The organism is Salirhabdus sp. Marseille-P4669, assembly GCF_900240405.1.
Classification (GTDB): Bacteria; Bacillota; Bacilli; order Bacillales; family Alkalibacillaceae; genus OEQK01.
Genome location: NZ_OEQK01000003.1, coordinates 264,007 through 288,503, shown reverse-complemented (window position 1 = coordinate 288,503; position 24,497 = coordinate 264,007). Strand labels below are relative to the sequence as shown.

Sequence of the window (24,497 nt, the reverse complement as noted above, 5' to 3'; positions counted from 1 at the left end):
TAGAGTGGAGGTGGTTGTGATTAGATGGTCAAAAGGCTTCTATCAATTGGAGTGTTCCTTATTTCTTTCTGTAAATAAGTTTTTTGATTATCGTCTTATGAAAAGCTTTTTCTCTTTGATAACATACGCAGGAGGGGCAACCTTTACCATTTCCGTAACACTATGTATTATACTCTTTACAGATGTCCCTCTTCGTGATTATGGCTTCGCTTCATTACTTGCACTCTTGATTAGTCATATTCCCGTTCAACTTCTAAAAAAAATATACCCTAGAAGACGTCCCTATATTGTTTTATCGGAAACAAAAGTTACAAATTCACCACTCGAAGATCATTCCTTTCCATCTGGACACACGACAGCTATCTTTGCCGTTATCACTCCTTTTGTTATGTATAGTTTTATGGATTTTCTTTTGTATACCGTTGCATGTTCTGTAGCGGTATCACGCGTTATTTTAGGATTGCATTATCCTAGTGATATTGTTGCAGGTGCTTGTATAGGAAGTCTTGTGGGTTATTTATCGGTACTATTACTTGCACTTTAATATCAAAGGGAGGCAATCTTATGAAACTAGCAATCTTCACGGATACATTCACCCCTCAGGTGAATGGTGTGTCTATGACTTTCCAACGATTTGTAGATTTTTTGGATAAAAAGGGGATTGAATATCGTCTGTTTGTACCCGAGACGAAACGGGAAGGCTCTTATAATGAGCAAGTTCTTAAATTTGCTAGTATGCCGTTTTTTCTCTATCCTGAGTGTCGCTTTACGTTTCCAAATGTATATCAAATCAAAAAAGAATTGAAGAAATTTCAACCAGATCTTATCCATATTGCAACTCCAATAAATATGGGCTTAAGTGGTTTATACTATGGGAATAAGCTTAACATACCAACCGTAGCCTCCTATCATACTAACTTTGATCGTTATTTGGGCTATTATAATGTACAGTTTATGTCGAAGGCATTATGGAAATATTTACGCTGGTTTCATCAACCAATGTTACGTACATTTGTGCCTTCCAATGACACGAAACAGACACTTCTAAATAAGGGATTGCAAAACATAGGGATATGGTCAAGAGGTGTGGATTGTGAATTGTTTCAACCCTCTAATAGCGCACAGGAATTGCGTTCAAAATTTCAGATAAAGGAAAAAAATATTTTGACTTATGTTGGGAGATTAGCCCCAGAAAAAGATTTAGATGTCTTAATGGAGATTGCCAATAAAGTACCTTCACAAATAAAAAAGAATGTTCATTGGTTGGTTGTAGGAGATGGACCAATGAAAGAAAAGCTTCAACAAATAGCCCCAGAAAATATGACTTTTACTGGTTACATAAAAGGAAAGGAACTTGCCGACATATATGCAGGAACCACTGTGTTCGTTTTTCCCTCTACAACAGAAACCTTTGGAAATGTGGTACTTGAATCCTTAGCGTGTGGGACACCTGTTATTTGTGCAAAATCTGGAGGAGTGCAGGAGATTGTAAAAGATCAAAAAAATGGAATATTATGCGAAGCCAAAGATGTACAATCGTTTATAAATGCCATTACCAATTTACTCCAAGACAATCGTAAGCTTAAATGGATGGGGCTAGAAGGACGAAATGATGCATTAAAACGTTCTTGGGATAAAGCGTTTGATGATTTACTCAACCAATATGAACAAGTTTTGCAAAAAGAGGAATTTCTCTCTTATGCATAAGTGATGTTGTGTTCATTAAAATGTCTGTGGGAGTTAACTTGAATAGGAAAAACGAAAAAGGCTTGCATTCTCACATGCAAGCCTTTTTTAGTAAAAAGTATCCAATCTAATCTTCTCTATTCGACTTGAAAAGCAGAGGAAGTAAAGCTAATCCACACAAACCAACGATGGAATAAATAATTCTTGGGATGAGCTCGTCCTGTTCACCGCCTCCAAAAACACCTGCAACTAAATCATATAGAAAGAAACCGATTAATCCCCAGTTAATTGCTCCAATAATAACGATTAACAATGCAAATCGATGAAAACCACCCATGAAACCTTCCTCCTTACATTTATTTACCTTTAATATGTATTTTTTTGGAAGTGATTATGCAAAAAAATTGATTTTAAAATCCGTGATCCAATTGTATTTGTATTTGCATCATAAAAAAGAGCTGCCTGAGGAATAATGAGAAAAACGTAGCAAAGATAGGTGATTAATTATGTCAAACTCGTTAAATCCAGGTGAAGTCGTCTATATTATTATTCGCAATCCACATGCTCAAGATGTTGCACAAGTTCAGCAGGCCGCTGTAGTAGAGAATCCAGAGCACCCTGGTGAATTAGCACTATTTGCACATGAAAATTATTTTCCTTTATCTGAGGAATTTGCGATTTTTAAATCGGAGGAAGAGGCGGAAGAAGCTTATATGGAAGCCTTTGGTGCTCCAGACGTTGAGGATGAATTTTATGGTTAAGCCTTTTGTTCCTCAGCTCGTATATGTTGAGCCGCGTGCGTTGGAATACGATTTGGGAAAACAGTTAGTTGCAAAATTTGAAGATATGGGTATTGAAATTAGAGAAACGACATCCCATAATCAAATCCGGAATTTGCCAGGAGAGAACCATTTCCAAAAGTACCGGATTGCCAAATCTACGTTAGTAGTCGGTATTCGAAAAACGTTAAAGTTTGATACCTCTAAGCCATCTGCAGAATATGCAATTCCTTTTGCTACAGGCTGTATGGGACATTGTCATTATTGTTATTTACAAACAACAATGGGGAGTAAGCCATACATACGAACCTATGTAAATGTTGATGAAATCTTTGATGCTGCTGAAGAATATATGAAGGAACGTGCGCCTGAGATGACCCGTTTTGAGGCATCTTGTACTTCTGATATTGTGGGGGTAGACCATCTTACACACACATTAAAACGGGCGATTGAATATTTTGGGCAGTCTGAATTGGGACAGCTTCGCTTTGTTACTAAATTTGCACATGTGGATCATTTATTGGATGCTAATCACAACGGAAGAACTCGTTTTCGCTTTAGTATCAATGATTCCTATGTGATTAAATATTTTGAGCCTGGGACCTCTCGTCTAGATGACCGAATTGAAGCCGCGAAAAAGGTAGCTGAATCTGAATACCCATTAGGGTTTATTGTAGCTCCAATTTATTTACATGAAGGATGGAAGGAAGGCTATAAAGAAATGTTTGAAAAGCTAGAAGCCACTCTTCCCGCCCATGCTCGGAAAGACTTGACGTTTGAAATGATACAACATCGTTTTACGAAGCCTGCGAAACGGGTCATTCAAGAAAACTACCCCATGACAAAGCTTGAGTTAGATGAATCCAAACGTAAATGGAAATGGGGCAAATATGGGATTGGAAAATACGTGTATACAAGCGAAGAGCAAGAAGATATAAAAGATACGCTTGGTAGCTATATCCATCACTATTTTCCAGAAGCAAAAATCGAGTACTTTACGTAAGAACTAGGGAATGAGGTATAATCGTAGTGTTTGAAATTGTTAATGAGGTGGTTGATTTATGTATAAATTGTTATCCCATAACGATTTAGATGGGGTTGGTTGTGGCATACTTGCAAAACTGGCTTTTGGTAATGATGTACATGTACGATATAATTCCATTTCCAGCTTGGATCGAGAAGTGAGCAAGTTTTTAGAGAAGGATGATAAGGATACCTTTTTAATCATAACGGACTTGTCTGTAAATGAAGAAAATGAGAAAAAGTTAAATGAGCACTACGAGGCGGTTGGCAAAGTGCAGTTGATTGACCATCATAAAACAGCACTTCACTTCAACAATTATCATTGGGGACACGTTGTAGTAGAAAATGAGGATGGAAAATTAACATCTGCAACCTCTCTACTATACGATTATCTCGTAGAAGCGGGCCATTTAGAAAAGAAAGAGTCTATTGCTGAATTTGTTGAGCTCGTTCGTCAATACGATACTTGGGAATGGGAGAAAAATGATAACCAACAAGCACATCAATTAAATGCCCTATTCTTTTTAGTGTCCATTGAAGAATTTGAAGAAAAGATGCTAGAACGTTTGCAATCCAGTGATCATTTTGACTTTGATGAGTTCGAGAAAAGAATATTAGCAATGGAAGATAATAAAATAGAACGCTACATACGCCGCAAAAAGCGGGAACTCGTTCAATTAGAGGTAGATAAGAAGTTTGCGGGAATTGTGTATGCAGAATCTTATCATTCGGAACTAGGGAATGAGCTTGGTAAAGAATATTCCCATTTAGACTATATTGTTATCTTAAACATGGGCAGTAAAAAAATCAGCTTTCGCACCATTCATGATGATGTGGATGTTTCAGAAGTGGCATCAGAATATGGTGGGGGAGGTCATGCAAAGGCATCTGGATGCTCTATGACTGTAGAAGCTTATAATTTATTTGTTGCAGAAACATTCTATTTAGAACCATTACGGGAAGATGCGAAATATAACAAGTTTAACGTAAAAGGCTCCTCATTCGGCACGATGTATCAATCCCAATTAGATGAACTTTTCTTTGTTCATCCAACAGAAGCGGATAAATGGGTGATTGAACGGAATGGAATGCACATTGATGAACAATTTGAACACTTTGAGGATGCAGAAAGATTTTTAAAACGTCATCATCAAGCTTGGCTGGTTCGGGATGATCTATTTGTGAAGGACTTAATGGAGAAAGTGAAAGAGTTGCGAGAAGATAAGTAAAAGGGAAGAAGGAGAATAAGTAGTAGTTCCGTTTTGGGGTGCAGACTTGCAATTTGTACCATTAATGGAACTACTATTTTTATATGAGTAACTTTAAGGCTAACCGCAATCGAAGCCGTTTACTTTAGGAAGGAGATTTACTCTTTTTTACGATGAAGTACAGGGGCATATCTGCAGGAAGTACATGCTCTTTTTTGAACTTCGTTTATTAAAGGGGCAATTTAGGGAAACTTTATAATCCTATAAAACGTAAAGACTAATAAGAAATCTTGGAATAGTAGGAGGGATAATGATGGGTATAGGTTCTTGGATTGCAATTGGTATTGCAGTAGCTGTTGCCATTGGTTTATTTGGAAAGTCGAAAAAGATAAAATAAAATAAATGCCCCCATTACTTTAATTAAATGTTACGTCTACAATAAACATAGTCCTTAAAATGTCATAAAAAAATTCGATTAATAACAGGTTCATATTCAGAAATTATGTCAATATGATGTTCAAAACAAGCTAAAGAATAATGTTTAATATTCTTATCAGGCAACCTAAACTCCTTTTGGACATAATCAAGATAACTAGATTTTTTATAGATGCGAAATGAATCACCTTCAAATATTTGTTCATCATTCCAAACAGTGTAATCATCATAGACTACTGAATAGGTAATGTAATTTGGAAAATCAATTTGAAAGGTTGTTACTTTACAATCAGGATGAGGATAAATAAGTAAATCAGTTGCCTCCTTGCTTCTATTTACGATAACTCTTAATGCTACACCTTCCCTTCTTGGCTCAGATATCGACTCAAAAGAGATGGTATACCCAATTTCTTTAACCAAGTCAGTAAACTCCATTTGCCTCTCTCCTTTCTTCCATACTTTTATTCAACTTTGCTGAATGCTTCATCTGAAAAAGCGATCATTATAGCTAAGCATTTCGCAATATAGCGATTATTTTCTTTGCAATCTCGTAATATCGCAAAGCACTCCATTCAGAAATATTCCTTGAATATTTCTGTGCGTTCCGTTTTAATTCGTATAATTCCATGACAATGTCTGCTAGTTGAGCATCTATATTTCCTTTTTCTTTTAAATGAAATACCATTTTGGATATCGTATACTGAGAATTTGCTGCTATAGTAGTCCACATGGTATATAGTTCTTTCTCCACGTTAGACCAGGAAAGCAATATACCGGATATCGGCGAAGTATCAATTGCTTCCCATAGTTGGGGTTCGTGGATGGGGCTTTTCTGCTCTTGACTGAATACTGCTACAGGTATATCAACAAGGCTGATCTTCGTTTCGATATCACTTAATCGTTCTTTAAATTCCATTTCAAACCCTTTGTAATGGATTCGTTTTACATGCTTTAACCTTTCTCGAACGACATCACGAAATAATAACAGTATGACGAGAATGGTAATGGGCCAGATCAAGGAACCAATAATTGAAGCAATAAGCTCATAAAAATTCATACCCTACCTCCTCATGTATTGAGATATTACTATATTCGCCTCTGTTACATTGCATTCCTATACAACGTGCTCCATAAATTTAAAATGAATCAAATGGGGGAGTGCGAAAGATACATTCAAGAGGTTTCGGGCAAAAGGTTGTAAAAAGTGCACACTCTAGGAAAGTGTGCACGAGTCTTGTAATCTATTTTTTTCGCTTACTTAATCTACCTAATATAAAGGCACCAGCAGCAACGCCAAGTACTGTATTTGTTTTTTTATTAAACACTTGTCGCGTTATGAGATTTACGTTTTGAGGTCGTTCTGCTAAGCGACGCATGAAGTACCCATACCAATCGGTTCCAAAAGGGACATACGTACAGAAGTTATAGCCCTCTTTGGCAAGCTCGAATTGCATATCCTTTCGAAATCCGTATAGCATTTGAAATTCAAACTTATCTTTTGAGATATTATGGGTCTTCACAAATTTCTTGACATGGTTAATGATGTTATGGTCATGGGTTGCTATGGATGTGAATTTACCATGTAATAAATGATATTCAATTAATTTAATGAAATTATCGTCAATTTCCTTTTTATCTTGATAGGCCACATCTTCTGGTTCTTTATAAGCCCCTTTTACAATACGTAAACGGTAGTCTTTATATTTTTTAATATCGTCAACTGCACGATAGAAGTAGGATTGAATTACAGTACCAATATTGTCATAGTCCGCAGATAGCTGATCAATTAATTCAAAGGATGGTTGTAGGTGACCGTAATCTTCCATATCAAAATTGATAAATATATCATATTTACTCGCTTTGTCTACAATTTCCCTTAAATTATTTAAACAAAAATCATAGTCGATATCCAAACCAAGCTGGGTTGGTTTAAGTGAAATGTGAGCGTCCACATTATTGCCGTTGATCGCTTCAATCACTTCCAAAATCTGATTCTTTGCTTCTAATGCAGCTTCTTTTTCTGAAACGAATTCCCCTAAATTATCGATTGTACAAGCAATTCCGTGTACATTTAGTTCTTTAACGCTTTGGATCATTTCTTCAATGTTGGTACCTGCAACAACCGATTGGGCACCTAATTTGAGGCCATATTTTTGTGCTAGTGTGTTTAATAGTTGATTTTGAGATAATCCGATAAAGAAATTTTTCAACATCATTATAGCATCCCTCAATTATTAGAATTTTTCTTAAACTTTATAGGACTAGAGTATCACAAAAAGGGGAAAAATTAAAAATATTTTAACAAAAAAGATAAAAAAGATATTGTTTCCAAAAAGTGGACCGTGAAATTTAGGTGTTTCACTATTGACTTTATACCTAGTAGGGTATATTATGTAATCATCTTGTTGAAAAAAGGAGCAAACAATGAGTGCAACCATGATAATCATCATCGGAATGGTATCTTTGCTTGGCTTCGTTTTTTTATATAAACGATATTTTCCGGTGTATGGGATAAATAAATGTGATTTACATTATGAATCCAAACCAAAGGATGATATTATACTAGTGGATACGAGAGATTATCAAACATCTACTCGACATACTTTGGAAAAAGCATATTGTTTACCACTACCTTATTTAAATAGACATTTTCATGATCTACCGCATAAAGATATTGTCATCATTGCAGCAGATCATGTAGAAAAAAATTTAAGTGCTCGCATTTTACGCAAGCATGGACATCGTGTTATAGGGTATTATTTAATGAAAGATATGTGAAAGGGGTGTGCCAGTTGAATTACGACGCAAAAGTAAAAAACAGAATGAAGCGTATTGAAGGTCAGATTCGTGGTATTCTCAAAATGATGGAAGAAGATAAAGAATGTAGAGACGTTGTTACGCAAATGTCAGCCGTTCGAAGTGCGATTGACCGGACTGCAGCGTTAATTGTAAGTATGAATTTAGAACAATGCATACGTGAAGATAAAGGGGAAAACTCAGAAGACTTAATAAAAGAGGCTGTGAATTTATTGGTTAAAAGTCGTTAAAATTTATCCTTGACATTTAAGATTCACCCCTTTAGTATGGAAAATACGGGTGACGGTATTCAAACGTTGACCCTATTTTTTAAAAACAAAATAATACCCCTACATGTATATGTATATTTTTTTATTTTGTTTAATACCCCAATAGGTATATGGGATTATAACAACCTGTCCTTTGGGAATTATAAAAAACAGAAACAAACAGGAGGTTCTTAACATGAAGGAAATTACACCAAAAGAGTTAGCGGAAAAGATTAAAGCAGGAGATAAGGTAAATATTATCGACGTCCGCGAAGATGAGGAAGTAGCACAAGGAATGATTCCAGGTGCTCGTCATATCCGCTTAGGCGATATTCCAGAAAGCTTAGATCAATTAGATAAGAAAGAGCATTATTACATGGTTTGCCGCTCTGGTGGTAGAAGCGGAAGTGCTTGCCAATTTCTTGAATCACAAGGCTATGATGTAACAAACATGGCTGGCGGCATGTTAGCTTGGGAAGACGAAACAGAGTAAGAAATCGTAAAGGAGGATCTTCATGGATATTAAAGCCAATGAGGTTTTGGATGCAAAGGGATTAGCTTGCCCAATGCCTATTGTTAAAACGAAAAAGGCAATTACAAATCTAGAACCAGGTCAAGTAATCGAGGTGCAAGCAACCGATAAAGGTTCCACTGCAGATATTAAGGCCTGGGCTCAAAATACTGGTCACCATTATCTAGGTACGATTGAAGATGGAGACGTATTAAAGCATTACTTAAGAAAGGCAACAGATGAAGAAACAAAAGAGGAACGAAAACACGAGGATATTGTAGACCTAGATGAATTGCGTAAGGTTATCGAAGGCGATGAGGAAGTGTCTATCCTTGATGTAAGAGAACCAGCAGAATATGCTTTCGGGCACATACCTGGGGCAGTAAATATTCCTCTTAATGAACTGGAGGAGCGCTTTGAAGAGTTAAACAAAGACAAAGGACTATATGTTATTTGTCGAACTGGAAGCCGTAGTGACTTTGCGGCACAAAAGTTAGCAAATAACGGATTCAAAAACGTAAAAAATGTCGTTCCTGGCATGTCAAGCTGGGAAGGTAAAACGGAAAAAGACAATTAATTAAAATTTGGAGGAATGTAAAATGTCAAACAAAACAAAAGTAGCGATTATTGCAGCAAATGGAGGTCTTTTCGACGCATATAAGGTGTTCAACATTGCGTCAGCAGCAGCGGCAAGTGACGCAGAAGTAGGTATTTTCTTTACGTTTGAAGGATTAAATCTTATTCACAAGGAAGCACACAAAAACCTTCCACTACCAGAAGGGAAAGAACATTTCCAAGAGGGCTTCCAAAAAGCAAATGTACCTTCCATTGAGGAGTTAGTAGAGGTAGCTACAGAAATGGGCGTAAAAATGATTGCATGTCAAATGACAATGGATGTAATGAGCTTAGATAAGGATCAATTTGTAGAAGGTATAGAAGTTGGTGGAGCGGCAACGTTCATTGATTATGCAAAGGATGCAAATATTACACTAAGTTTTTAAGGGGGAGAAGGAATTGGCTAAAACCATTGCACCAAAGCAATTAGCACAGAAAGTCATTAATCATGAGGAAACATTGATATTAGATGTTCGTAACACAGACGAATTTGATAACTGGAAAATTGAAGGAGGAAAAGTAGAGGTTGTAAACGAACCCTACTTCAACCTTCTAGATGGTATTGAACCTGTAGAAAGTAAGCTAGCAAAAGATAAAGAAATCATTGTTGTTTGTGCAAAAGGTGGTTCATCTGAATTCGTAGCGGATTTACTTGAAGAAGCAGGATTCTCTAATGTGTACAGTCTAGAAGGCGGAATGAAAGCCTGGAGTGAGCATTTGGAACCGGTTAAAGTTGGCGATCTAGCTGATGGTGGAGCGCTATACCAATTCGTACGTCTCGGAAAAGGATGCTTATCCTATTTTATTGAATCTAATGGAGAAGCTGCGATTATTGATACAGCAAGAATGATTGAAACCTATGAAGAATTTGCAAATCAAAAGGAAGTACAGATTAAGCATTTAATAGATACCCACTTGCATGCTGACCATATTTCTGGTGGTCGTCATTTAGCACAAAAGGTCGGAGGAACGTATTACCTACCTCCTAAAGATGCAACGGAAGTCACATTTGATTATACACCTTTAGAAGAAGGAAATGACATTATGGTTGGGAATACAGCTGTTAAAGTACAGCCAATCTATTCACCAGGTCATACAATTGGTAGTACTTCCTTCATTATTGATGACAACTATTTAGTAACAGGTGATATTCTATTTGTAAAATCTATCGGACGACCTGACTTAGCAGGATTAGCAGAGGATTGGGTTGGTGATTTACGAAATACCCTCTATAACCGTTATAAAGAGTTATCTGATGATTTAATCGTGTTGCCAGCTCACTATTCCTTTGCTGAAGAACTTGGTAAAGGTGGTCTTGTTTCTGCTCGCTTAGGAGACTTATACAATCGTAATTCTGGTCTTCAAGTAGAAGATGAAGCGGTATTCCGTAAAATGGTAACGGAAAACCTACCACCACAACCAAATGCATATCAAGAGATTCGTGAAACAAACATGGGAAAAATTACCCCTGAAATAGAGAAGCAAAAAGAAATGGAAACAGGCCCTAACCGTTGTGCGGTAGAAGGGTAATAGGAGGAGAAAAAATGAAAGCAACAAAAGTATTAGACGCAAAAGGACTTGCATGTCCGATGCCAATTGTAAGAACAAAAAAGGCAATGGACGAATTAAGCACTGGTGATGTTTTAGAAATTCATGCAACGGATAAGGGTGCGAAAAGTGATTTAACGGCTTGGGCTAAATCAGGTGGTCACGAGCTTTTGGACATGGAAGAAGGGGACGTATTAAAGTTTTGGATTAAAAAAGGGTAAAGGGAGAGGCCCAACTGGGTCCCCTCTTTATTTTTAGGGGGATTATCAAATGGAATACACAATAGGGTTTATGATCGTTATTTTTCTCATTGGTTTTATTGGCTCGTTTATTTCTGGAATGGTTGGTATTGGTGGTTCCATCATTAAATATCCGATGCTCCTATATATTCCAGTATTATTAGGGTTTGCTTCCTTTTCAGCTCATGAAGTATCTGGTATTAGTGCGATCCAAGTACTATTTGCTACGATCGGTGGGGTTTGGGCTTATCGCAAAGGCGGTTATTTAAACAAATCCTTAATTATTTACATGGGTTTCGCGATATTAATTGGAAGCTTTATCGGAGGATATGGTTCCCAATTTATGACAGCTAATGGAATCAACTTTATTTATGGCATATTAGCTACAATCGCTGCAATTATGATGTTTATTCCGAAAAAAGGAATTGACGATATTCCTTTGGATCAAGTGACATTTAATAAATGGCTTGCTGCCGTATTTGCATTTGTTGTTGGAATTGGTGCAGGTATCGTTGGGGCGGCTGGTGCTTTTATCTTAGTGCCAATCATGCTTGTTGTTTTAAAAATCCCAACAAGAATGACCATTGCAACATCGCTTGCCATTACCTTTATTTCGTCCATTGGTTCTACTACTGGAAAGGTATTAACAGGACAAATTTTATATTTACCTGCTGTTATTATGATAGTAGCTAGTTTAATAGCATCGCCACTAGGTGCAAAGGTTGGACAAAAAGTAAATACAAAGGTATTACAAAGTATTTTGGCTGTTCTAATCCTAGGTACAGCAATTAAAATTTGGATGGACTTCTTTTAATTATTTTATTTGGAGAGAGGAAACAATGGATATGATGCAATGGATTTTTATCGGCTTGATCTTAGTATTTCTAGTATTTCGCTTTAAACCAGTAAAAGGGATTACACATATTACAACCCAAGAGGCAAAAGCGAAATCAAAAGAAAAAAATGTTCAATTTGTAGATGTTCGCACTCCTGGGGAATATAAGGCTAGAAGTAGCAAAATCTTTAAAAACATTCCTCTTCAGCAATTGGCAGGACGTACTAGTGAATTAGACAAAGAAAAAGAAGTAGTCGTGATTTGCCAGAGTGGGATGAGAAGTATGCAAGCAGCCAAATTGTTGAAGAAACAAGGCTTTGAAAAAGTAACAAATGTAAAGGGCGGTATGAATGCCTGGAATTAAGAATTCGTGTCTTGCTATATCTGCAGGACACTACATAAGAGAGGGTGAATGACATGAAAAACATTACTTCAGAAGAGCTTCAGAAGCGCTTAAACAACAAGGAGGACGTTCATATCCTAGATGTTCGGGAAAACAACGAAGTAGCAGCGGGCAACATTCCCGGGGCAAAGCATATTCCACTTGGACATCTTGCCATGCGTAAGAATGAACTAGATAAAGATCGTTCCTACGTCGTGGTATGCCAATCGGGTAATCGCAGTAAAGCGGGCTGTGGCATATTGGAAGCATTAGGATATGAAGTAGAAAATCTAGTTGGTGGAATGAATGAGTGGAAGGGAGCGATAGAATAGCGTATTCAAGACCAATCTAAAAATCTGGGGATGAAAAAATGAAAACAGTTAAAAATTTATGGAAGTCGTTATGACTTTCTCAAAAATTAATGTTCCTGGTAGGAATACTGATGGCAATTGGTACGTTTTGGTTGGAATGAAATTTGACGATCACACAAGGAGTTGATTTTCGTGTTTCATTACACGGTTGAAACGAATAAATCATTAGAAGAAGCGGTTCAGACCCTTGAAGAGCAATTAAAGGAAGAAAAATTCGGTGTCCTATGGCAATTTGATATTAAAGAAACATTGGAGAAGAAGGGTTTTGAGTTAGATCATCCATTTCGAGTGCTAGAGGTATGTAATCCGAAAGAAGCACAACGAGTATTGTCGCAAAACCCAATGGTTGGATACTTTTTGCCTTGTAAAATTGTTGTATATGAAGACAATCATAGGACGAAAATTGGTTTACCAAAACCAACTACTTTAATTCAAATGGTAGATGATGAAGCACTCAAAGGAATTGCGGAAGATATCGAGAAGCGTTTAATTGCATGTATAGATAAAAGTGTCGAATAAAGCCAACAAGGTGCCCCACTAAACTTGTGAAGCACCTTTTTGACATTTACATGCTATTTTACTTTCAATCCACATTTTCTAAATGGTCCTCTAAAAACTGCATACGGTCGTTAAATAAAGTTGGGTAGGATAAAAATCCAAGAATGATACTCGTTACGACAGCAGTAGTTAGTAGTAAAAAGAGAACCAACAACTGGAATAAAACGGCCTCTACGGGATCGGCTCCTGCAATAATTTGACCACTCATCATTCCTGGTAATTGAACAAGTCCAATGGTTTTTTGACTTTCAATTGTCGGAATCGTACTCGCTCGGATTGATGTAATAAGCTGCCGATGAATGGCTTGTTTTGGTGTCCCACCTAAAGAAAGAATCAACTCTGTTTGCTCCCGGTTATTATTTAACTCGGCTGTGAACCGGTTTAAAAACAGGATAGATAGGACCATGGAATTTCCAATCACCATACCACTAATCGGGATTATATATTGTGCTGTAGGTGGTATAATTTGCAAACCAAGCAAAATACTTTGCGTTAATACTTCAATAAACACAAAGGCTACAATCAATTTCCACGTAATACCGACAATGGAGGCGCCTTTCTTTCGAGCATTTTGCGTCGCGGCACCAATCATCAAGAGTAGCATTAAGATAATATAGATATAGTTTTCAGAGTCGAACACAAACTGAAGAACATAGCCAACAGCTAGTAATTGAATAATAGACCGGATTGCAGCAATAATCGTGTCCTTTTCTAACCCTAACTGTAAGGTTCTAGATAAAAGAATTGGTATGATGACAAATATAAGGGTGAGAGCTAACGTAAAGTAACTCATTGCGCTTCCCCCTTTACAAATTGAATGATTTCTTCGTTTGTTGGATTTTTTAAAACATCAATTGGACCAGATTCTATCAGTTCGCCCGCTTTTAAAAACCACGTATAATGACCAAGGTTCAAGGCTTGCTCCAGATTGTGGGTAATCCAAATGATTGTAGTTTCATATTTCTCATTAATACGAACGATTAGCTCTTCAATATCCTGCTGAGAAATACGATCCAAAGACGATGTAATTTCATCTAATAGAAGGATCTTAGGACGATTCACAAGGGTCCTGGCAATCGAGAGCTTTTGGCGTTGACCGCCTGACAAATCTTTCGTTTTTCGTTGGATGAGCTCTTCTTCGAGACCGACCAAATGAAGCAATTCTTTTGCTGTTTCTTCTGTTAATTCTTTGCCGTTTAAAGTTAACGGTAATGCTATGTTTTTATAAACAGTACCATTAATCATTGGTGCACTTTGTAACGCAAGTCCGACATGTCGTCGTAAATCAACAGGTGGATAGGTATTTATGTTTTTACCGTGGATGATAATTTCCCCTGAATCTACTGTTCTTAAGCCGTTAAGTAATTTGAATAGCGTTGATTTCCCAGCCCCAGAAGGTCCAACTAAAGTGGTAATCTTACCCTCTGGAAAGGCACCAGAAACATTTTTAATAATATGTAAATCATCCGTGGAAAAATTTACGTTTTTTAATTCAATCGCATTTTTAAAGTCTGCCAATTCATTCATCTCCTTTAACCAAGAAAGGATATCACGATGTAGAGTCGTTGCTCAAATAGAATGTTTATGGAGTTAGTATGCGCCAAGTAAATAAATGTATTTCTTATATTTCTAGTATTCCCAAGTAAATTTGCTCAAAAAGAAATAACAATTCGAAAGCGATTCATCAAATTTTCACATTTGCCGTTTATACTAGTTGATAAACTGGATGTACATAATCTCATTTAAAGGAGTATAAATATGCCATCAGCATGGGTTATTGGTTCAGTAGTTATCAAATCATCGTTCGTTGTGCTTGTTATAAGTATACTTGTGTCGATGCTCTTATTTCGTTTTCTGCATCCATTTAATGAGCGAAAGGGAAAACAATATGTGGATGAAATTGGAACCATTTTCATTGGAATTGCTGTGTCCATCATAATTGGAAAAATTCTATTGAACGTATCGGTATTCATAACGGATCCAATCGCGATTTTAGCTTATCCAAGTGATTCTAAAGCTTTCTATATTGGTTTACTATTCGTGGTTGTATACGTGAAATGGAGAGTGATCCGAAGCTATGACCATTTTGAAGAACTATTTTTTAGTTGGATGTTTGTCTTTTTTGCTGCTTCCTTTCTTTATGAGTTTGTTATTAGTGTGTTTGGCAACGGAACAGGAAATGGCATTTCAATGGTTATTCCATTTGTTCTTCTGATTGGCTTTCTCTTACTGTATGAAAAAGTTGCTATTGGTTTATTAGCAATACTAGGGATGGTGTTATGGAGTCTGGGGCAGTTGCTGTTCCGTATTTTCGACCAAACATCCATTTTTCAGTTTTATGTAAGTCCCATTTTTTATGGTTTAAATCTCTTGATTGGAATTATGCTACTACTATATAGAAGGAAGGTGCTTGTATGTCTGCAGCGGTCGATCTCACTATCTGGCTTGCATTAGGAGCGGGGGTATTATCTTTTCTATCTCCATGTACGTTACCTATTTTTCCGCTTTATTTGTCCTACATAACGGGAATGAGTGTAAAAGAGTTACAAAACGAACAAAATGTAAAAATGAGAAGTCGATTGATTATCCATTCTATTTTCTTCTTATTGGGTGTATCGATGGTATTTATTAGTCTTGGTATTGGAGTTTCCTTTATTGGAAAATGGGTACAAGAACTTTTAACCGGTGAATTAGGACTCTTTTTCCAACGTATATCCGGAATATTTATTATTATCATGGGACTTTTTGTGGCAGGGTGGTTGAATATTAAGGGATTCATGAAGGAGAAACGATTCCGGGTTAATAATAAGCCTGTAGGACATATAGGGACTTTTTTAGTGGGAATGGGTTTTGCAGCAGGATGGACACCGTGTATTGGACCAATATTCGCTTCCATTCTACTCATTGCAGGCAGCAATCCTGCTCAAGGAGCTATTTATACCATTATGTATGTCATAGGTTTTGCTATTCCATTTCTTATTTTAACGTTCTTCATCGGAGGAGCAAAAGTTTTGGTGCGTTACAGTGAGAAGATCATGAAAGCAGGGGGCACCGTTATGGTTTTTGTAGGTGTTCTATTATATACAGGTCAACTTTCGAAAATATCAAACTATCTATTACGAATGGTACAAGATAGTTGGTTTGGGAATCTTGGATAATAGGAGGTTCGAAAATGAAAAAAGGTATTATTGTTGTTATTCTTGTTGCAATGTTTGGTTGGGCAATATATGATCTTGTTCAAAAGCCGGAGGAAGAAACAAAATCCGATTCCTTTGTCAGTCAAGAAGAGACGGAAACAAATCGTTCTGAAGCAGATGAAAAGGAGATGGAAACCCCCAATGTACCAGTTGGCTTAGAGGTAGGCAATTTAGCCCCAGATTTTGAGCTAACAACCTTAAGTGGAGAAACGGTTCGATTGTCTGACTATCGTGGAAAGAAAGTGATGATTAACTTTTGGGCTACGTGGTGTCCACCTTGTCGCGCGGAAATGCCAGACATGCAGGAATTCTATGAAAAGCAGGATGTGGAAATATTAGCTGTCAATTTAACACAAACGGAAGCGAATACGAGCGATGTGGAAGCATTTAAGGAAGAGTTCGGCTTAACCTTTCCAATTCTTTTAGACGAAGACTTAACAGTAGCAACAGAATATCGAATCCGTCCAATCCCGACCTCTTATATGGTTGATTCTCAAGGGATTATACAATTTGAAGCATTAGGAGCTTTAAATTATGATTTGATGGTTGCAGAGTTTGAAAAGATGCAATAGTCCTCTTTTCTTTGTAGAATAAGAAAGAGGTGGTATGTATGAAGCAAACCCTACTAGTAGTAGATGAAGAAAATACGAGAGCAAATTATATACAGTATCTAAAAGAAAAAGGTTATCACATCATTGTATCCGAGAATGGGGAGGATGCAAAGAAACGTTTTTATGAAGACCATCCTTGTTTGTTACTGGTGGATACGGTACTTTCAGATATGAAGGCAATGGAGCTTTGTAAATGGGTGTTGTCACAGGAACGGAATGAAGTATCTATTATTCTCTTATCAAAAGAAAACAACGTAGAAGAGAAAATCCTAAGCTTAAAATCAAGTGCAGATGCCTATATAGATAAAAATATGGAGCCTGAAGAATTAGAGGCCCATATTATTGCCGTCCTACGTAGGTCCGGACAATTTTGTCAAAAAATTGCATACGGTGGTTTATGTATCAAGCCACGTAAAGGAGAAGTATTACTCTTCAATGAGCAAGTAAAGCTTACAAAGCATGAATTTAATTTGTTGTATCATTTTATGGAAAATCCAAATGTTGTTCTGTCTAGGAAAGACTTAATGCATCAATTATATCCATATGAGGATAAATATATAATGGATCGGACCATTGATGCGCATATAAAGAAGTTACGAGAAAAAATTGAAGACGATCCTACATCACCGAAACGAATTTTAACCGTAAGAGGGATGGGGTATAAGTTTATTGGATAAGAGATGGAGAGAAGGCTTATAAAGTAACGTTCCAGGTATGGTGCGATAGCTCTACTATTGTACGGGATAGCAATGGATAATAAAGCAGAAGCTAGGAGGCTGAGGTCCTGTCCCAAGAAAAAAAATATTTTGCCTCAGCGCTTTTAGCACTCATCATCATGTTAATAGGCCCGAACAGTATGTCGCATTTTATATCTGTCCCCTTTTTGAGTTAGAAAAATAACTCTCAGATTTACTTCTTCAAAAGTAATTTCACCTATTAATCCAACCTCGATTACATGCACTATTTTCTACGTTTTTACAGGAAATGCATGAACTTCCTCATTTGTTAAATACTATTTATATTCCATTTTTATAAAGGAGTATGAAACACATGACTTATCAAAGATACGAACTCAAAAGAACAGGTTCCAACGATAATGATTATATGCTCGTTGTATATTTAAACAACTATTCTACTGAGTTCGCTGATGAGTTAGGTCGAGAAACAAGTAAACGAAAGGATTTAGTGCAAACCGTGCGACAGATAGTAAAGGAGCGTTATCCAAATTTAAAGGTTTCCGTAATTAAAGTAATGATTGGTGGAATGGCGATCACATCGATACCGTTAATGGGTGCAGGTGATCATAAGACAGAAGCTGCAGAGCTAGAAGCACCAACATCACAGGTATCCCAGGAAAGCAGCTATTCGTATTATGTATCCTCTGGAGATACGCTGTATAGTATTGCGAAGAAGTTTAATACGTCTGTTGATAGCATCAAAAAGGCAAACAATCTGACTTCGAATGCTTTACAAGTAAATCAACCCTTAATGATACCAAAAGCCTTTCATACCGTTGCTTCTGGAGATACACTCTATTCGCTTGCTTCTACTTATAAGACAAGTGTTGACATGGTGAAACGTGTAAATGGATTAACAAATAATACCATTACAATGGGACAACAGTTAATAATTCCAAATTCCATAACAGAAACAGTTTCAACATCATCCGAGGTGGAAGTAACTACTCCAGTACAAACGAGTTCCTATAAAGTTGATGTTGGAGATAGCTTGTGGACAATTGCGAATCGTTTTGGTGTATCGGTGAGTGCCATAAAGCAGGCAAATCATTTAACATCTGATCTATTACAAATTGGCCAAACCTTAAGCATACCAGCAACAAAAGAGGATGCTTTACCAACTGTCTCGATTCCCACAACAAAAAATGTTTCCTATACAGTAGTATCTGGTGATAGTCTCTGGGCAATTGCAAATCGATTTGAAGTGAGTGTTAACGATATACGAAATTCCAACAATTTAGAGAGCGACCTTCTTCAAGTAGGTCAAAAACTTGTAATACCGAAAGAAGAAGGAGCAGTACTTGCGCCAGCATTGACTCCAGCAACTAATTTTAATTCCACACATACGGTTAAGACAGGCGACACGCTCTATAGTATAGCGCGAAAGTATAATGTAACAGTCGACCAATTAAAGACACAAAACCAGTTAACGAATAATACGTTACAAATCGGACAAGTGTTAACCGTAAACAAAACAGAACCAGTAACAGCTAAAGCAACAACAAACGAGGACAGTAGTATTGAAAAAGTGCAGGAAAATCTTAAAAAGTTAGGGTATTATGATGTACCGACCATGACAGGTAGTTATGATACTTCTACCACAAGTGCGCTAAAAAATTTTCAAAGTGACTATGGATTAGTAACATCTGGCAAGGCCGATTCCGCAACCTTGACAGCAATTGATCATGCTGTTGTCAAACAGGCGATTATAAAAGATTCCGTAAATTATACTGGAGTCCCTTATTTATGGGGAGGAACTACTCCAACTGGATTTGATTGTTCAGGCTTTGTATACTTTATGTTTCAAAAGCATGGTGTGGAGATGTCACGAAACACTTCAAGTGGATTATATAAACAAGGAACGACGATTGCGGACTCGGATTTAATGCCAGGGGATCTTGTCTTCTTTTCCACGAGTGGTTCTGGCATCACCCATGTTGGTTTTTATATGGGGGACAATCAATTTATTTCCGCAACAAGCTCAAGTGGAATAAAAGCAGTATCCATGGACAACTCTTATTGGTCAAAGCATTATGTAGGAGCAAAGCGGTTATATTAAGCTCGATAAATAGGGGAGGATTTCCGATTAATTGGGCGAATACAAAATATAAAGAGCAAGTAGTTGAAATGACGCGTACGTTTCGCGTCATTTTGTTTTATGATGAATTTGTAAATGTAAAACAAGTTCCAGATGAAATGAAAGTGTTTTTTGAATAATTGTGCAATTTACTTTACGGAAATAGTATTTGGCAGCATAATTTAAGTAGTACGTTTTATTGTAAAGGAGTTGAGATATTGACAAGTTATGTAAAACTAGGAAAATCGGATGTATCTGTATATCCAATTGGTCTTGGAGCAAATGCGGTTGGCGGACACAATATTTACCCGAATATGTTAGATGAAGAGGTAGGGAAAGAGGTTGTTCGTGCTGCCATAAATAATGGCATCCATATGATCGACACAGCCTATGGTTATGGGCCCAAGCGTTCCGAAGAATTAATTGGGGAAGTGATGAAGGAATTTCGCCGAGATGAGATTGTGTTAGCAACAAAAGCATCACAAAAAAACGTTGACGGTAAGGTAGTAATGGATAACTCCCCGTCGTTTTTGAGACAGGCAGTAGATGAAGCATTGACACGTCTTCAAACCGATTATATTGATTTGTTTTACATACATTTTCCAGATGAAGATACTCCAAAAGCGGAGGCAGTTGGGGTGTTAAATGACTTGAAGGATGCTGGTAAGATTCGGGCAATTGGTGTATCCAATTTTTCACTGGAGCAACTAAAGGATGCCAATCAAGATGGCTATGTAGATGTTATTCAATCAGAGTATAACTTATTAAATCGTTCGGCAGAGGATACCTATTTCCCTTATACTTCAGAGCATAATATTACGTTTATTCCCTATTTCCCGTTAGAATCAGGACTGTTAGCGGGAAAGTATGATGAAAATAGTACGTTTCAGGATATTCGTGCAAGACGTCCGAATTTTCAAGGGGAGAAATATAAAGAAAATATTGCGAAAGTCCAGCAATTAAAGGATATTGCGATTCCGTATGAGGAAGAAGTAGCGAATATTGTTTTAGCTTGGTATTTAACACAGTCGTCCGTTGATGCGATTATTCCAGGCGCAAAACGTCCGGAGCAAGTGAAGATAAACAAGCGGGCAGCTGAGATCACATTAAAAGATTCAGATATAAAAGCAATTGATGACATATTTAATAACTAGGAGTGTTCGCAGATGAAAATTATAGCATTAGTCGGTAGTTTACGAGAACAATCATATAACATGCAGCTTGCTAAAACGATACAAGAACGATATGAAGAGAATTTTGAGCTTCTCATTCCGAATCTAGGAGAACTTCCTCATTTTAATCAAGACGATGAGCTAGATCCTCCATCTGTTGTCAAAAACTATAAAGAACTTGTAAAAGAAGCAGACGGTGTAATCGTTATAACACCAGAGTACAATTGGTCGATTCCAGGAGTTTTAAAGAACGCGTTAGATTGGCTGTCTCGTGTTGATAAAGTATTAACAGATAAACCAGTTATGACCGCAGGTGTATCTGCAGGTCTAATGGGAACCATTCGTGCTCAGCTACAATTGCGTCAGGTGTTTACAAGTCCAGGACTTCAAGTAAGATTGCTGCCACCAGCGCAAAACGAAATTGTAATCAATCTCGCAAGTCAAAAATTTGATGAAGCTACAGGTCGCCTTGTAGATGAAAATACATTAGCGCATATCGATGGTATTGTGGAACGCTTTATCGATTTTGTGAAAGCGGCTAAATAAAGAAAAGATAAGTAAAACATGGAGGTCTTCTCCATGTTTTTTCTTATTAAATCTCCCGTCATTTAGGAGAAAAAGTATATTGGATATCTTTTATTGAAGAATGAAGAGGTTAAATTATAGGAGGTTTTGTTTTCGTAAAAATTGTACAACTTTGTCTTTGTTGGAAATAAGAATTTTTCCGTTTTGATTTGGAATCACTTTTAAACCATTACAATATGGACAAGTTTTGTGGGATATTTCATCTACATATTTATCGCGAGCAATGATGAGTGCCTGCTCATAAGAAGGATATAATAATTCCAGATCACTTACCTTATCTAAAAATTGCTCCGAATATACTTCTGTATAGCCATTCCCTTCACAATGATGACAAACTTCTTCTAACTCGTTTAACAATTTTTCTAGCATTATATACATCACTCTCCTTAACATTTATTTAGATTTAAAATGAATGAATCAGAAATAAAGCAAAAAATAGTTCCTTAAACTATTTTATTAAACTAGCTACGGTGACATGATAGCTCAACTGAGGATTTGTAAAATTTACTCTACAACAATATTCCATAAAAACATGTCCATTTCCTGCCAAATGATAAAACGAACTTGATGTCACAGCAAAAAAACGGTACCAAGTACTCTAAAAGGACAGGTAATTGTTTTATCTTTAGGCATTGAGAGGGGCATGGATTATTGGAAAGGATATATTCATTTTATTGTGATTTTTTTCGGGAAAGTGAAGAAAACAATCCACCAGGAGTTACATGTTTTGATTGAGAAAAGAATGGTGTGCTCCGTCATTGTGAAAAAACCTGTAAAAGCTACCGTATAAGATGTAAAGCAGTCTGTGGAATAAACCCATAGACTGCTTTCTTTTTATCGATCAAACAGTTCCTTTTCTTGTTTTAAATGCTTCACTTTTAAACCAATTTTCACATATGGGATAAATAGAATAATAGCGATAAGAAAGTTAACAACAGATAAATATATATTGATATTATTGATATTATTGATATTTACGTTTATACAACCGATAGCGAAATTAATAAGTAATACGATCCCGAATATTCTAGCAACTTTTTCGTAATGTTTCATTCTGGATGGGATGTCTGTATAAATTTCAAAAGAACCATCCTCTGCCTTTTTTCGAAAATAAGCCCATGTATGATAGGACGTTACCATCTCAATATGTTGCTCCTTCAAAAATGCGATATATTCCGCACTTTTTTCATCAGTAGGATAGTCATCTAGCATTTCTAAACGATATATATAAGCTCCGGGTACCCCTTTTTCAAAATAATAACGACCGAACTTGTATTCAACAAAATGGAATCCTAATCCTGCCATCTTGTTTAGCCATGCTTCTTCTTTTTCGAAATCCATAAAGATTTTATACTTCTTTATTCTCATCCTGACAACCTCCATTTATTATGTTTGTTCCGTTTTGTATAAGCTCTTGGAGACGTTGGAGTTCACTTTTTACAACTTGCCTTCCTATATCGGTAATAACATACTCTTTTTTACGACTACTTTCATCTATTAGAGTGATCCATTTTTTTTCTTGTAATGTTTTGATAGCCCCGTAGAGAGTGCCAGGTCCTAATGTAACTCGCTCCTTACTAATCTCCTTTACGAATTGCATAATTCCATATCCGTGCATAGGAGTGTGTAATGCTAAAAGAATATAATAGACAGATTCAGTTAAGGGGAGCTGTTCTTGATTTGATGGCATAAGGTTCGTCATTCCTTCAGTCAAGTGCACTAACCATTTAATTCAAAGTTGTTGTACACCTTTTTTATTTATATCGTCTACCGATATATCATAACCCGATTATATCGGTAGGCGAAACAATTGTCAATAGAGAGAATGTTAAATGATTTTGAGGAAATAATTAAAATAATATGGGATTTAAATTTTGTGACAACACGTCATTATATTGATATAATAAATTCGTACATTTAACAGAGAGGCTTGATGAAATTGATTACTACGAAGGAAAAGCAGGTAGCAAGAGAGATACAGCAAATCATCATAATTACCATTGGGGCAGTAATTGCAGCTATCGGTTTGGAACAGTTTTTAGTGCCGAACGATATTATGGATGGTGGAGTGATAGGACTTTCCATCATTGCAGGTGAAATAACGGGAATGCAAATGAGTATATTTATTGTCTTATTTAATATTCCTTTTTTAATATTTGGATATCGAAGAATGGGCTTGAAATTTACGTTACATACGCTGTATGGTGTTATTATTCTATCTGTATTCACCTCTGTATTCCACCATGTGGAACCCTTTACAGATGACTTATTTTTAGCAACAATAATCGGTGCAGTTATTTTAGGTGCAGGTGTTGGTCTTGTTATTCGTACAGGTGGTGCACTAGATGGAACTGAGATTTTAGCTATATTTGTGAGTAAAAAGCGCCCGGTATCAGTTGGGCAAATCGTTATGATTATGAACTTGTTCATTTTTATTTTGGCGGCATTATTAGTTTTTAGCTGGGAAACCGCGATGTATTCCATTATTACTTATTATATTGCTTTCAAAATGATTGATATTGTAGCTGAAGGTTTGGAGCAGTACAAATCTGTAACGATTATTTCTAGCAAACCAGATGAGCTTGCAAATGTGTTAAGTAAAAGCCTGGGAAGAGGAATAACATTCATTAAAGGAGAAGGGGTGTACAGCAACGAACCAAAAAAGATTATTTATACGATTGTCTCCCGTATTGAGCTATCTATTGTTCGTGAAAAAGCTCATCAAATAGATCCAAATGCTTTAATTGCGATAGAAAATGTGGCGGATGTTACTGGTAGTAATTTTGAGACAAGCTCTGGACATTAATTTTAGATGGACATTCGTACACCATAAAGGGTGTGCGAATTTTTTTACTTTATTTTT

General features: G+C 36.6%; 33 protein-coding genes. 24 read left to right on the top strand and 9 right to left on the bottom strand.

Going from position 1 to position 24,497, the window contains the following annotated elements; genetic code table 11:
• Positions 1-16 precede the first annotated feature (16 nt).
• Both C1A05_RS07955 and C1A05_RS07950 read left to right on the top strand, forming a co-directional pair.
• Positions 17-544, top strand: coding sequence for a phosphatase PAP2 family protein (locus C1A05_RS07955; RefSeq protein ID WP_306373253.1), 528 nt, complete (start codon positions 17-19; stop codon positions 542-544).
• Positions 545-564: 20 nt separating this feature from the next.
• Positions 565-1,707: a glycosyltransferase family 4 protein gene (locus C1A05_RS07950; RefSeq protein WP_102027666.1), complete on the top strand. Its 1,143-nt coding sequence runs from the start codon at positions 565-567 to the stop codon at positions 1,705-1,707.
• A 106-nt stretch (positions 1,708-1,813) separates the two neighbouring features.
• Here the strand turns inward: C1A05_RS07950 and C1A05_RS07945 are convergent, their stop codons facing one another.
• A complete protein-coding gene (locus tag C1A05_RS07945) occupies positions 1,814-2,023 on the bottom strand; it encodes a DUF378 domain-containing protein (protein ID WP_102027665.1) in 210 nt (69 codons plus the stop codon).
• A gap of 169 nt (positions 2,024-2,192) precedes the next feature.
• Between C1A05_RS07945 and C1A05_RS07940 the strand changes: the two genes are divergently transcribed.
• From C1A05_RS07940 to C1A05_RS07930, 3 genes are read left to right on the top strand one after another with little or no spacing between them, the layout of a single operon-like run.
• Complete coding sequence (locus C1A05_RS07940) at positions 2,193-2,447, top strand: transcriptional regulator SplA domain-containing protein (RefSeq protein ID WP_102027664.1); 255 nt, start codon at positions 2,193-2,195, stop codon at positions 2,445-2,447.
• Positions 2,440-3,468, top strand: coding sequence for a spore photoproduct lyase (gene splB / locus C1A05_RS07935; RefSeq protein WP_102027663.1), 1,029 nt, complete (start codon positions 2,440-2,442; stop codon positions 3,466-3,468). Before C1A05_RS07940 ends, splB begins: the two co-directional genes overlap by 8 nt.
• A 58-nt stretch (positions 3,469-3,526) precedes the next feature.
• Positions 3,527-4,717, top strand: a complete 1,191-nt coding sequence (locus C1A05_RS07930) for a DHH family phosphoesterase (protein WP_102027662.1) — start codon at positions 3,527-3,529, stop codon at positions 4,715-4,717.
• A 438-nt stretch (positions 4,718-5,155) separates the two neighbouring features.
• Here the strand turns inward: C1A05_RS07930 and C1A05_RS07925 are convergent, their stop codons facing one another.
• The 3 genes from C1A05_RS07925 to C1A05_RS07915 all read right to left on the bottom strand — a co-directional run bounded on the left by C1A05_RS07925 (position 5,156) and on the right by C1A05_RS07915 (position 7,347).
• The gene (locus C1A05_RS07925) at positions 5,156-5,566 is read right to left on the bottom strand and encodes a hypothetical protein (RefSeq protein ID WP_102027661.1); all 411 of its coding nucleotides are present in this window, start codon (positions 5,564-5,566) and stop codon (positions 5,156-5,158) included.
• A 73-nt stretch (positions 5,567-5,639) separates the two neighbouring features.
• A complete protein-coding gene (locus C1A05_RS07920) occupies positions 5,640-6,188 on the bottom strand; it encodes a hypothetical protein (RefSeq protein ID WP_102027660.1) in 549 nt (182 codons plus the stop codon).
• A gap of 184 nt (positions 6,189-6,372) precedes the next feature.
• The gene (locus tag C1A05_RS07915; RefSeq protein ID WP_102027659.1) at positions 6,373-7,347 is read right to left on the bottom strand and encodes a proline dehydrogenase family protein; all 975 of its coding nucleotides are present in this window, start codon (positions 7,345-7,347) and stop codon (positions 6,373-6,375) included.
• Positions 7,348-7,555: 208 nt separating this feature from the next.
• Between C1A05_RS07915 and C1A05_RS07910 the strand changes: the two genes are divergently transcribed.
• From C1A05_RS07910 to C1A05_RS07860, 11 genes are all read left to right on the top strand, one after another.
• Positions 7,556-7,909 (top strand): hypothetical protein, encoded by a 354-nt coding sequence (locus tag C1A05_RS07910; RefSeq protein WP_102027658.1) that lies wholly within the window; start codon positions 7,556-7,558, stop codon positions 7,907-7,909.
• 14 nt (positions 7,910-7,923) lie between these two features.
• Entirely contained in the window at positions 7,924-8,178 is a 255-nt protein-coding gene (locus C1A05_RS07905; RefSeq protein WP_102027657.1) for a metal-sensitive transcriptional regulator, read from the top strand.
• A 214-nt stretch (positions 8,179-8,392) separates the two neighbouring features.
• Complete coding sequence (locus tag C1A05_RS07900) at positions 8,393-8,689, top strand: rhodanese-like domain-containing protein (RefSeq protein ID WP_102027656.1); 297 nt, start codon at positions 8,393-8,395, stop codon at positions 8,687-8,689.
• A 22-nt stretch (positions 8,690-8,711) separates the two neighbouring features.
• On the top strand, positions 8,712-9,284 hold the full coding sequence (locus C1A05_RS07895) for a sulfurtransferase TusA family protein (RefSeq protein ID WP_102027655.1): 573 nt from the start codon (positions 8,712-8,714) through the stop codon (positions 9,282-9,284).
• Positions 9,285-9,306: 22 nt separating this feature from the next.
• Positions 9,307-9,708 carry a DsrE/DsrF/DrsH-like family protein gene (locus C1A05_RS07890; RefSeq protein ID WP_102027654.1) on the top strand — a complete coding sequence of 134 codons (402 nt, stop codon included), beginning with the start codon at positions 9,307-9,309 and terminating at the stop codon, positions 9,706-9,708.
• A gap of 13 nt (positions 9,709-9,721) precedes the next feature.
• On the top strand, positions 9,722-10,852 hold the full coding sequence (locus tag C1A05_RS07885; RefSeq protein ID WP_102027653.1) for an MBL fold metallo-hydrolase: 1,131 nt from the start codon (positions 9,722-9,724) through the stop codon (positions 10,850-10,852).
• Positions 10,853-10,866: 14 nt separating this feature from the next.
• Complete coding sequence (locus C1A05_RS07880) at positions 10,867-11,091, top strand: sulfurtransferase TusA family protein (RefSeq protein WP_102027652.1); 225 nt, start codon at positions 10,867-10,869, stop codon at positions 11,089-11,091.
• 49 nt (positions 11,092-11,140) lie between these two features.
• Entirely contained in the window at positions 11,141-11,923 is a 783-nt protein-coding gene (locus tag C1A05_RS07875; RefSeq protein WP_102027651.1) for a sulfite exporter TauE/SafE family protein, read from the top strand.
• Between the two features lie 25 nt (positions 11,924-11,948).
• On the top strand, positions 11,949-12,308 hold the full coding sequence (locus C1A05_RS07870; RefSeq protein WP_102027650.1) for a rhodanese-like domain-containing protein: 360 nt from the start codon (positions 11,949-11,951) through the stop codon (positions 12,306-12,308).
• 53 nt (positions 12,309-12,361) lie between these two features.
• Positions 12,362-12,658 (top strand): rhodanese-like domain-containing protein, encoded by a 297-nt coding sequence (locus C1A05_RS07865; protein ID WP_102027649.1) that lies wholly within the window; start codon positions 12,362-12,364, stop codon positions 12,656-12,658.
• A 171-nt stretch (positions 12,659-12,829) separates the two neighbouring features.
• Complete coding sequence (locus C1A05_RS07860) at positions 12,830-13,216, top strand: DUF302 domain-containing protein (protein ID WP_102027648.1); 387 nt, start codon at positions 12,830-12,832, stop codon at positions 13,214-13,216.
• A gap of 64 nt (positions 13,217-13,280) precedes the next feature.
• Here C1A05_RS07860 and C1A05_RS07855 read toward each other — a convergent pair whose 3' ends face one another.
• Entirely contained in the window at positions 13,281-14,048 is a 768-nt protein-coding gene (locus tag C1A05_RS07855) for an ABC transporter permease (RefSeq protein ID WP_102027647.1), read from the bottom strand.
• Positions 14,045-14,782, bottom strand: a complete 738-nt coding sequence (locus C1A05_RS07850) for an ABC transporter ATP-binding protein (protein ID WP_102027646.1) — start codon at positions 14,780-14,782, stop codon at positions 14,045-14,047. Before C1A05_RS07850 ends, C1A05_RS07855 begins: the two co-directional genes overlap by 4 nt.
• A gap of 231 nt (positions 14,783-15,013) precedes the next feature.
• Here C1A05_RS07850 and C1A05_RS07845 point away from each other — a divergent pair, with 231 nt between their 5' ends.
• The 7 genes from C1A05_RS07845 (at position 15,014) to C1A05_RS07815 (ending at position 21,595) form a co-directional block, all read left to right on the top strand.
• Entirely contained in the window at positions 15,014-15,709 is a 696-nt protein-coding gene (locus C1A05_RS07845; RefSeq protein WP_102027645.1) for a hypothetical protein, read from the top strand.
• The gene (locus C1A05_RS07840) at positions 15,670-16,413 is read left to right on the top strand and encodes a cytochrome c biogenesis CcdA family protein (RefSeq protein WP_102027644.1); all 744 of its coding nucleotides are present in this window, start codon (positions 15,670-15,672) and stop codon (positions 16,411-16,413) included. Before C1A05_RS07845 ends, C1A05_RS07840 begins: the two co-directional genes overlap by 40 nt.
• A gap of 14 nt (positions 16,414-16,427) precedes the next feature.
• Positions 16,428-17,024 carry a peroxiredoxin family protein gene (locus tag C1A05_RS07835; protein ID WP_102027643.1) on the top strand — a complete coding sequence of 199 codons (597 nt, stop codon included), beginning with the start codon at positions 16,428-16,430 and terminating at the stop codon, positions 17,022-17,024.
• Positions 17,025-17,062: 38 nt separating this feature from the next.
• The gene (locus C1A05_RS07830; protein ID WP_102027642.1) at positions 17,063-17,740 is read left to right on the top strand and encodes a response regulator transcription factor; all 678 of its coding nucleotides are present in this window, start codon (positions 17,063-17,065) and stop codon (positions 17,738-17,740) included.
• A gap of 373 nt (positions 17,741-18,113) precedes the next feature.
• A complete protein-coding gene (locus tag C1A05_RS07825; RefSeq protein WP_159462024.1) occupies positions 18,114-19,859 on the top strand; it encodes a C40 family peptidase in 1,746 nt (581 codons plus the stop codon).
• A gap of 236 nt (positions 19,860-20,095) precedes the next feature.
• Positions 20,096-21,031 (top strand): aldo/keto reductase, encoded by a 936-nt coding sequence (locus C1A05_RS07820; protein ID WP_102027640.1) that lies wholly within the window; start codon positions 20,096-20,098, stop codon positions 21,029-21,031.
• 12 nt (positions 21,032-21,043) lie between these two features.
• A complete protein-coding gene (locus tag C1A05_RS07815) occupies positions 21,044-21,595 on the top strand; it encodes an NADPH-dependent FMN reductase (RefSeq protein WP_102027639.1) in 552 nt (183 codons plus the stop codon).
• A gap of 114 nt (positions 21,596-21,709) precedes the next feature.
• Here C1A05_RS07815 and C1A05_RS07810 read toward each other — a convergent pair whose 3' ends face one another.
• The 3 genes from C1A05_RS07810 to C1A05_RS07800 all read right to left on the bottom strand — a co-directional run bounded on the left by C1A05_RS07810 (position 21,710) and on the right by C1A05_RS07800 (position 23,324).
• Positions 21,710-22,003 (bottom strand): hypothetical protein, encoded by a 294-nt coding sequence (locus C1A05_RS07810; protein WP_102027638.1) that lies wholly within the window; start codon positions 22,001-22,003, stop codon positions 21,710-21,712.
• Between the two features lie 465 nt (positions 22,004-22,468).
• On the bottom strand, positions 22,469-23,002 hold the full coding sequence (locus C1A05_RS07805) for a DUF2812 domain-containing protein (protein WP_159462023.1): 534 nt from the start codon (positions 23,000-23,002) through the stop codon (positions 22,469-22,471).
• The gene (locus C1A05_RS07800) at positions 22,983-23,324 is read right to left on the bottom strand and encodes a PadR family transcriptional regulator (RefSeq protein WP_102027636.1); all 342 of its coding nucleotides are present in this window, start codon (positions 23,322-23,324) and stop codon (positions 22,983-22,985) included. The genes C1A05_RS07805 and C1A05_RS07800 overlap by 20 nt, the downstream gene beginning before the upstream one ends.
• 243 nt (positions 23,325-23,567) lie before the next feature.
• On the opposite strand from C1A05_RS07800, the gene C1A05_RS07795 reads away from it, so the two are divergent.
• Complete coding sequence (locus C1A05_RS07795) at positions 23,568-24,440, top strand: YitT family protein (protein ID WP_102027635.1); 873 nt, start codon at positions 23,568-23,570, stop codon at positions 24,438-24,440.
• Positions 24,441-24,497: the final 57 nt, after the last annotated feature.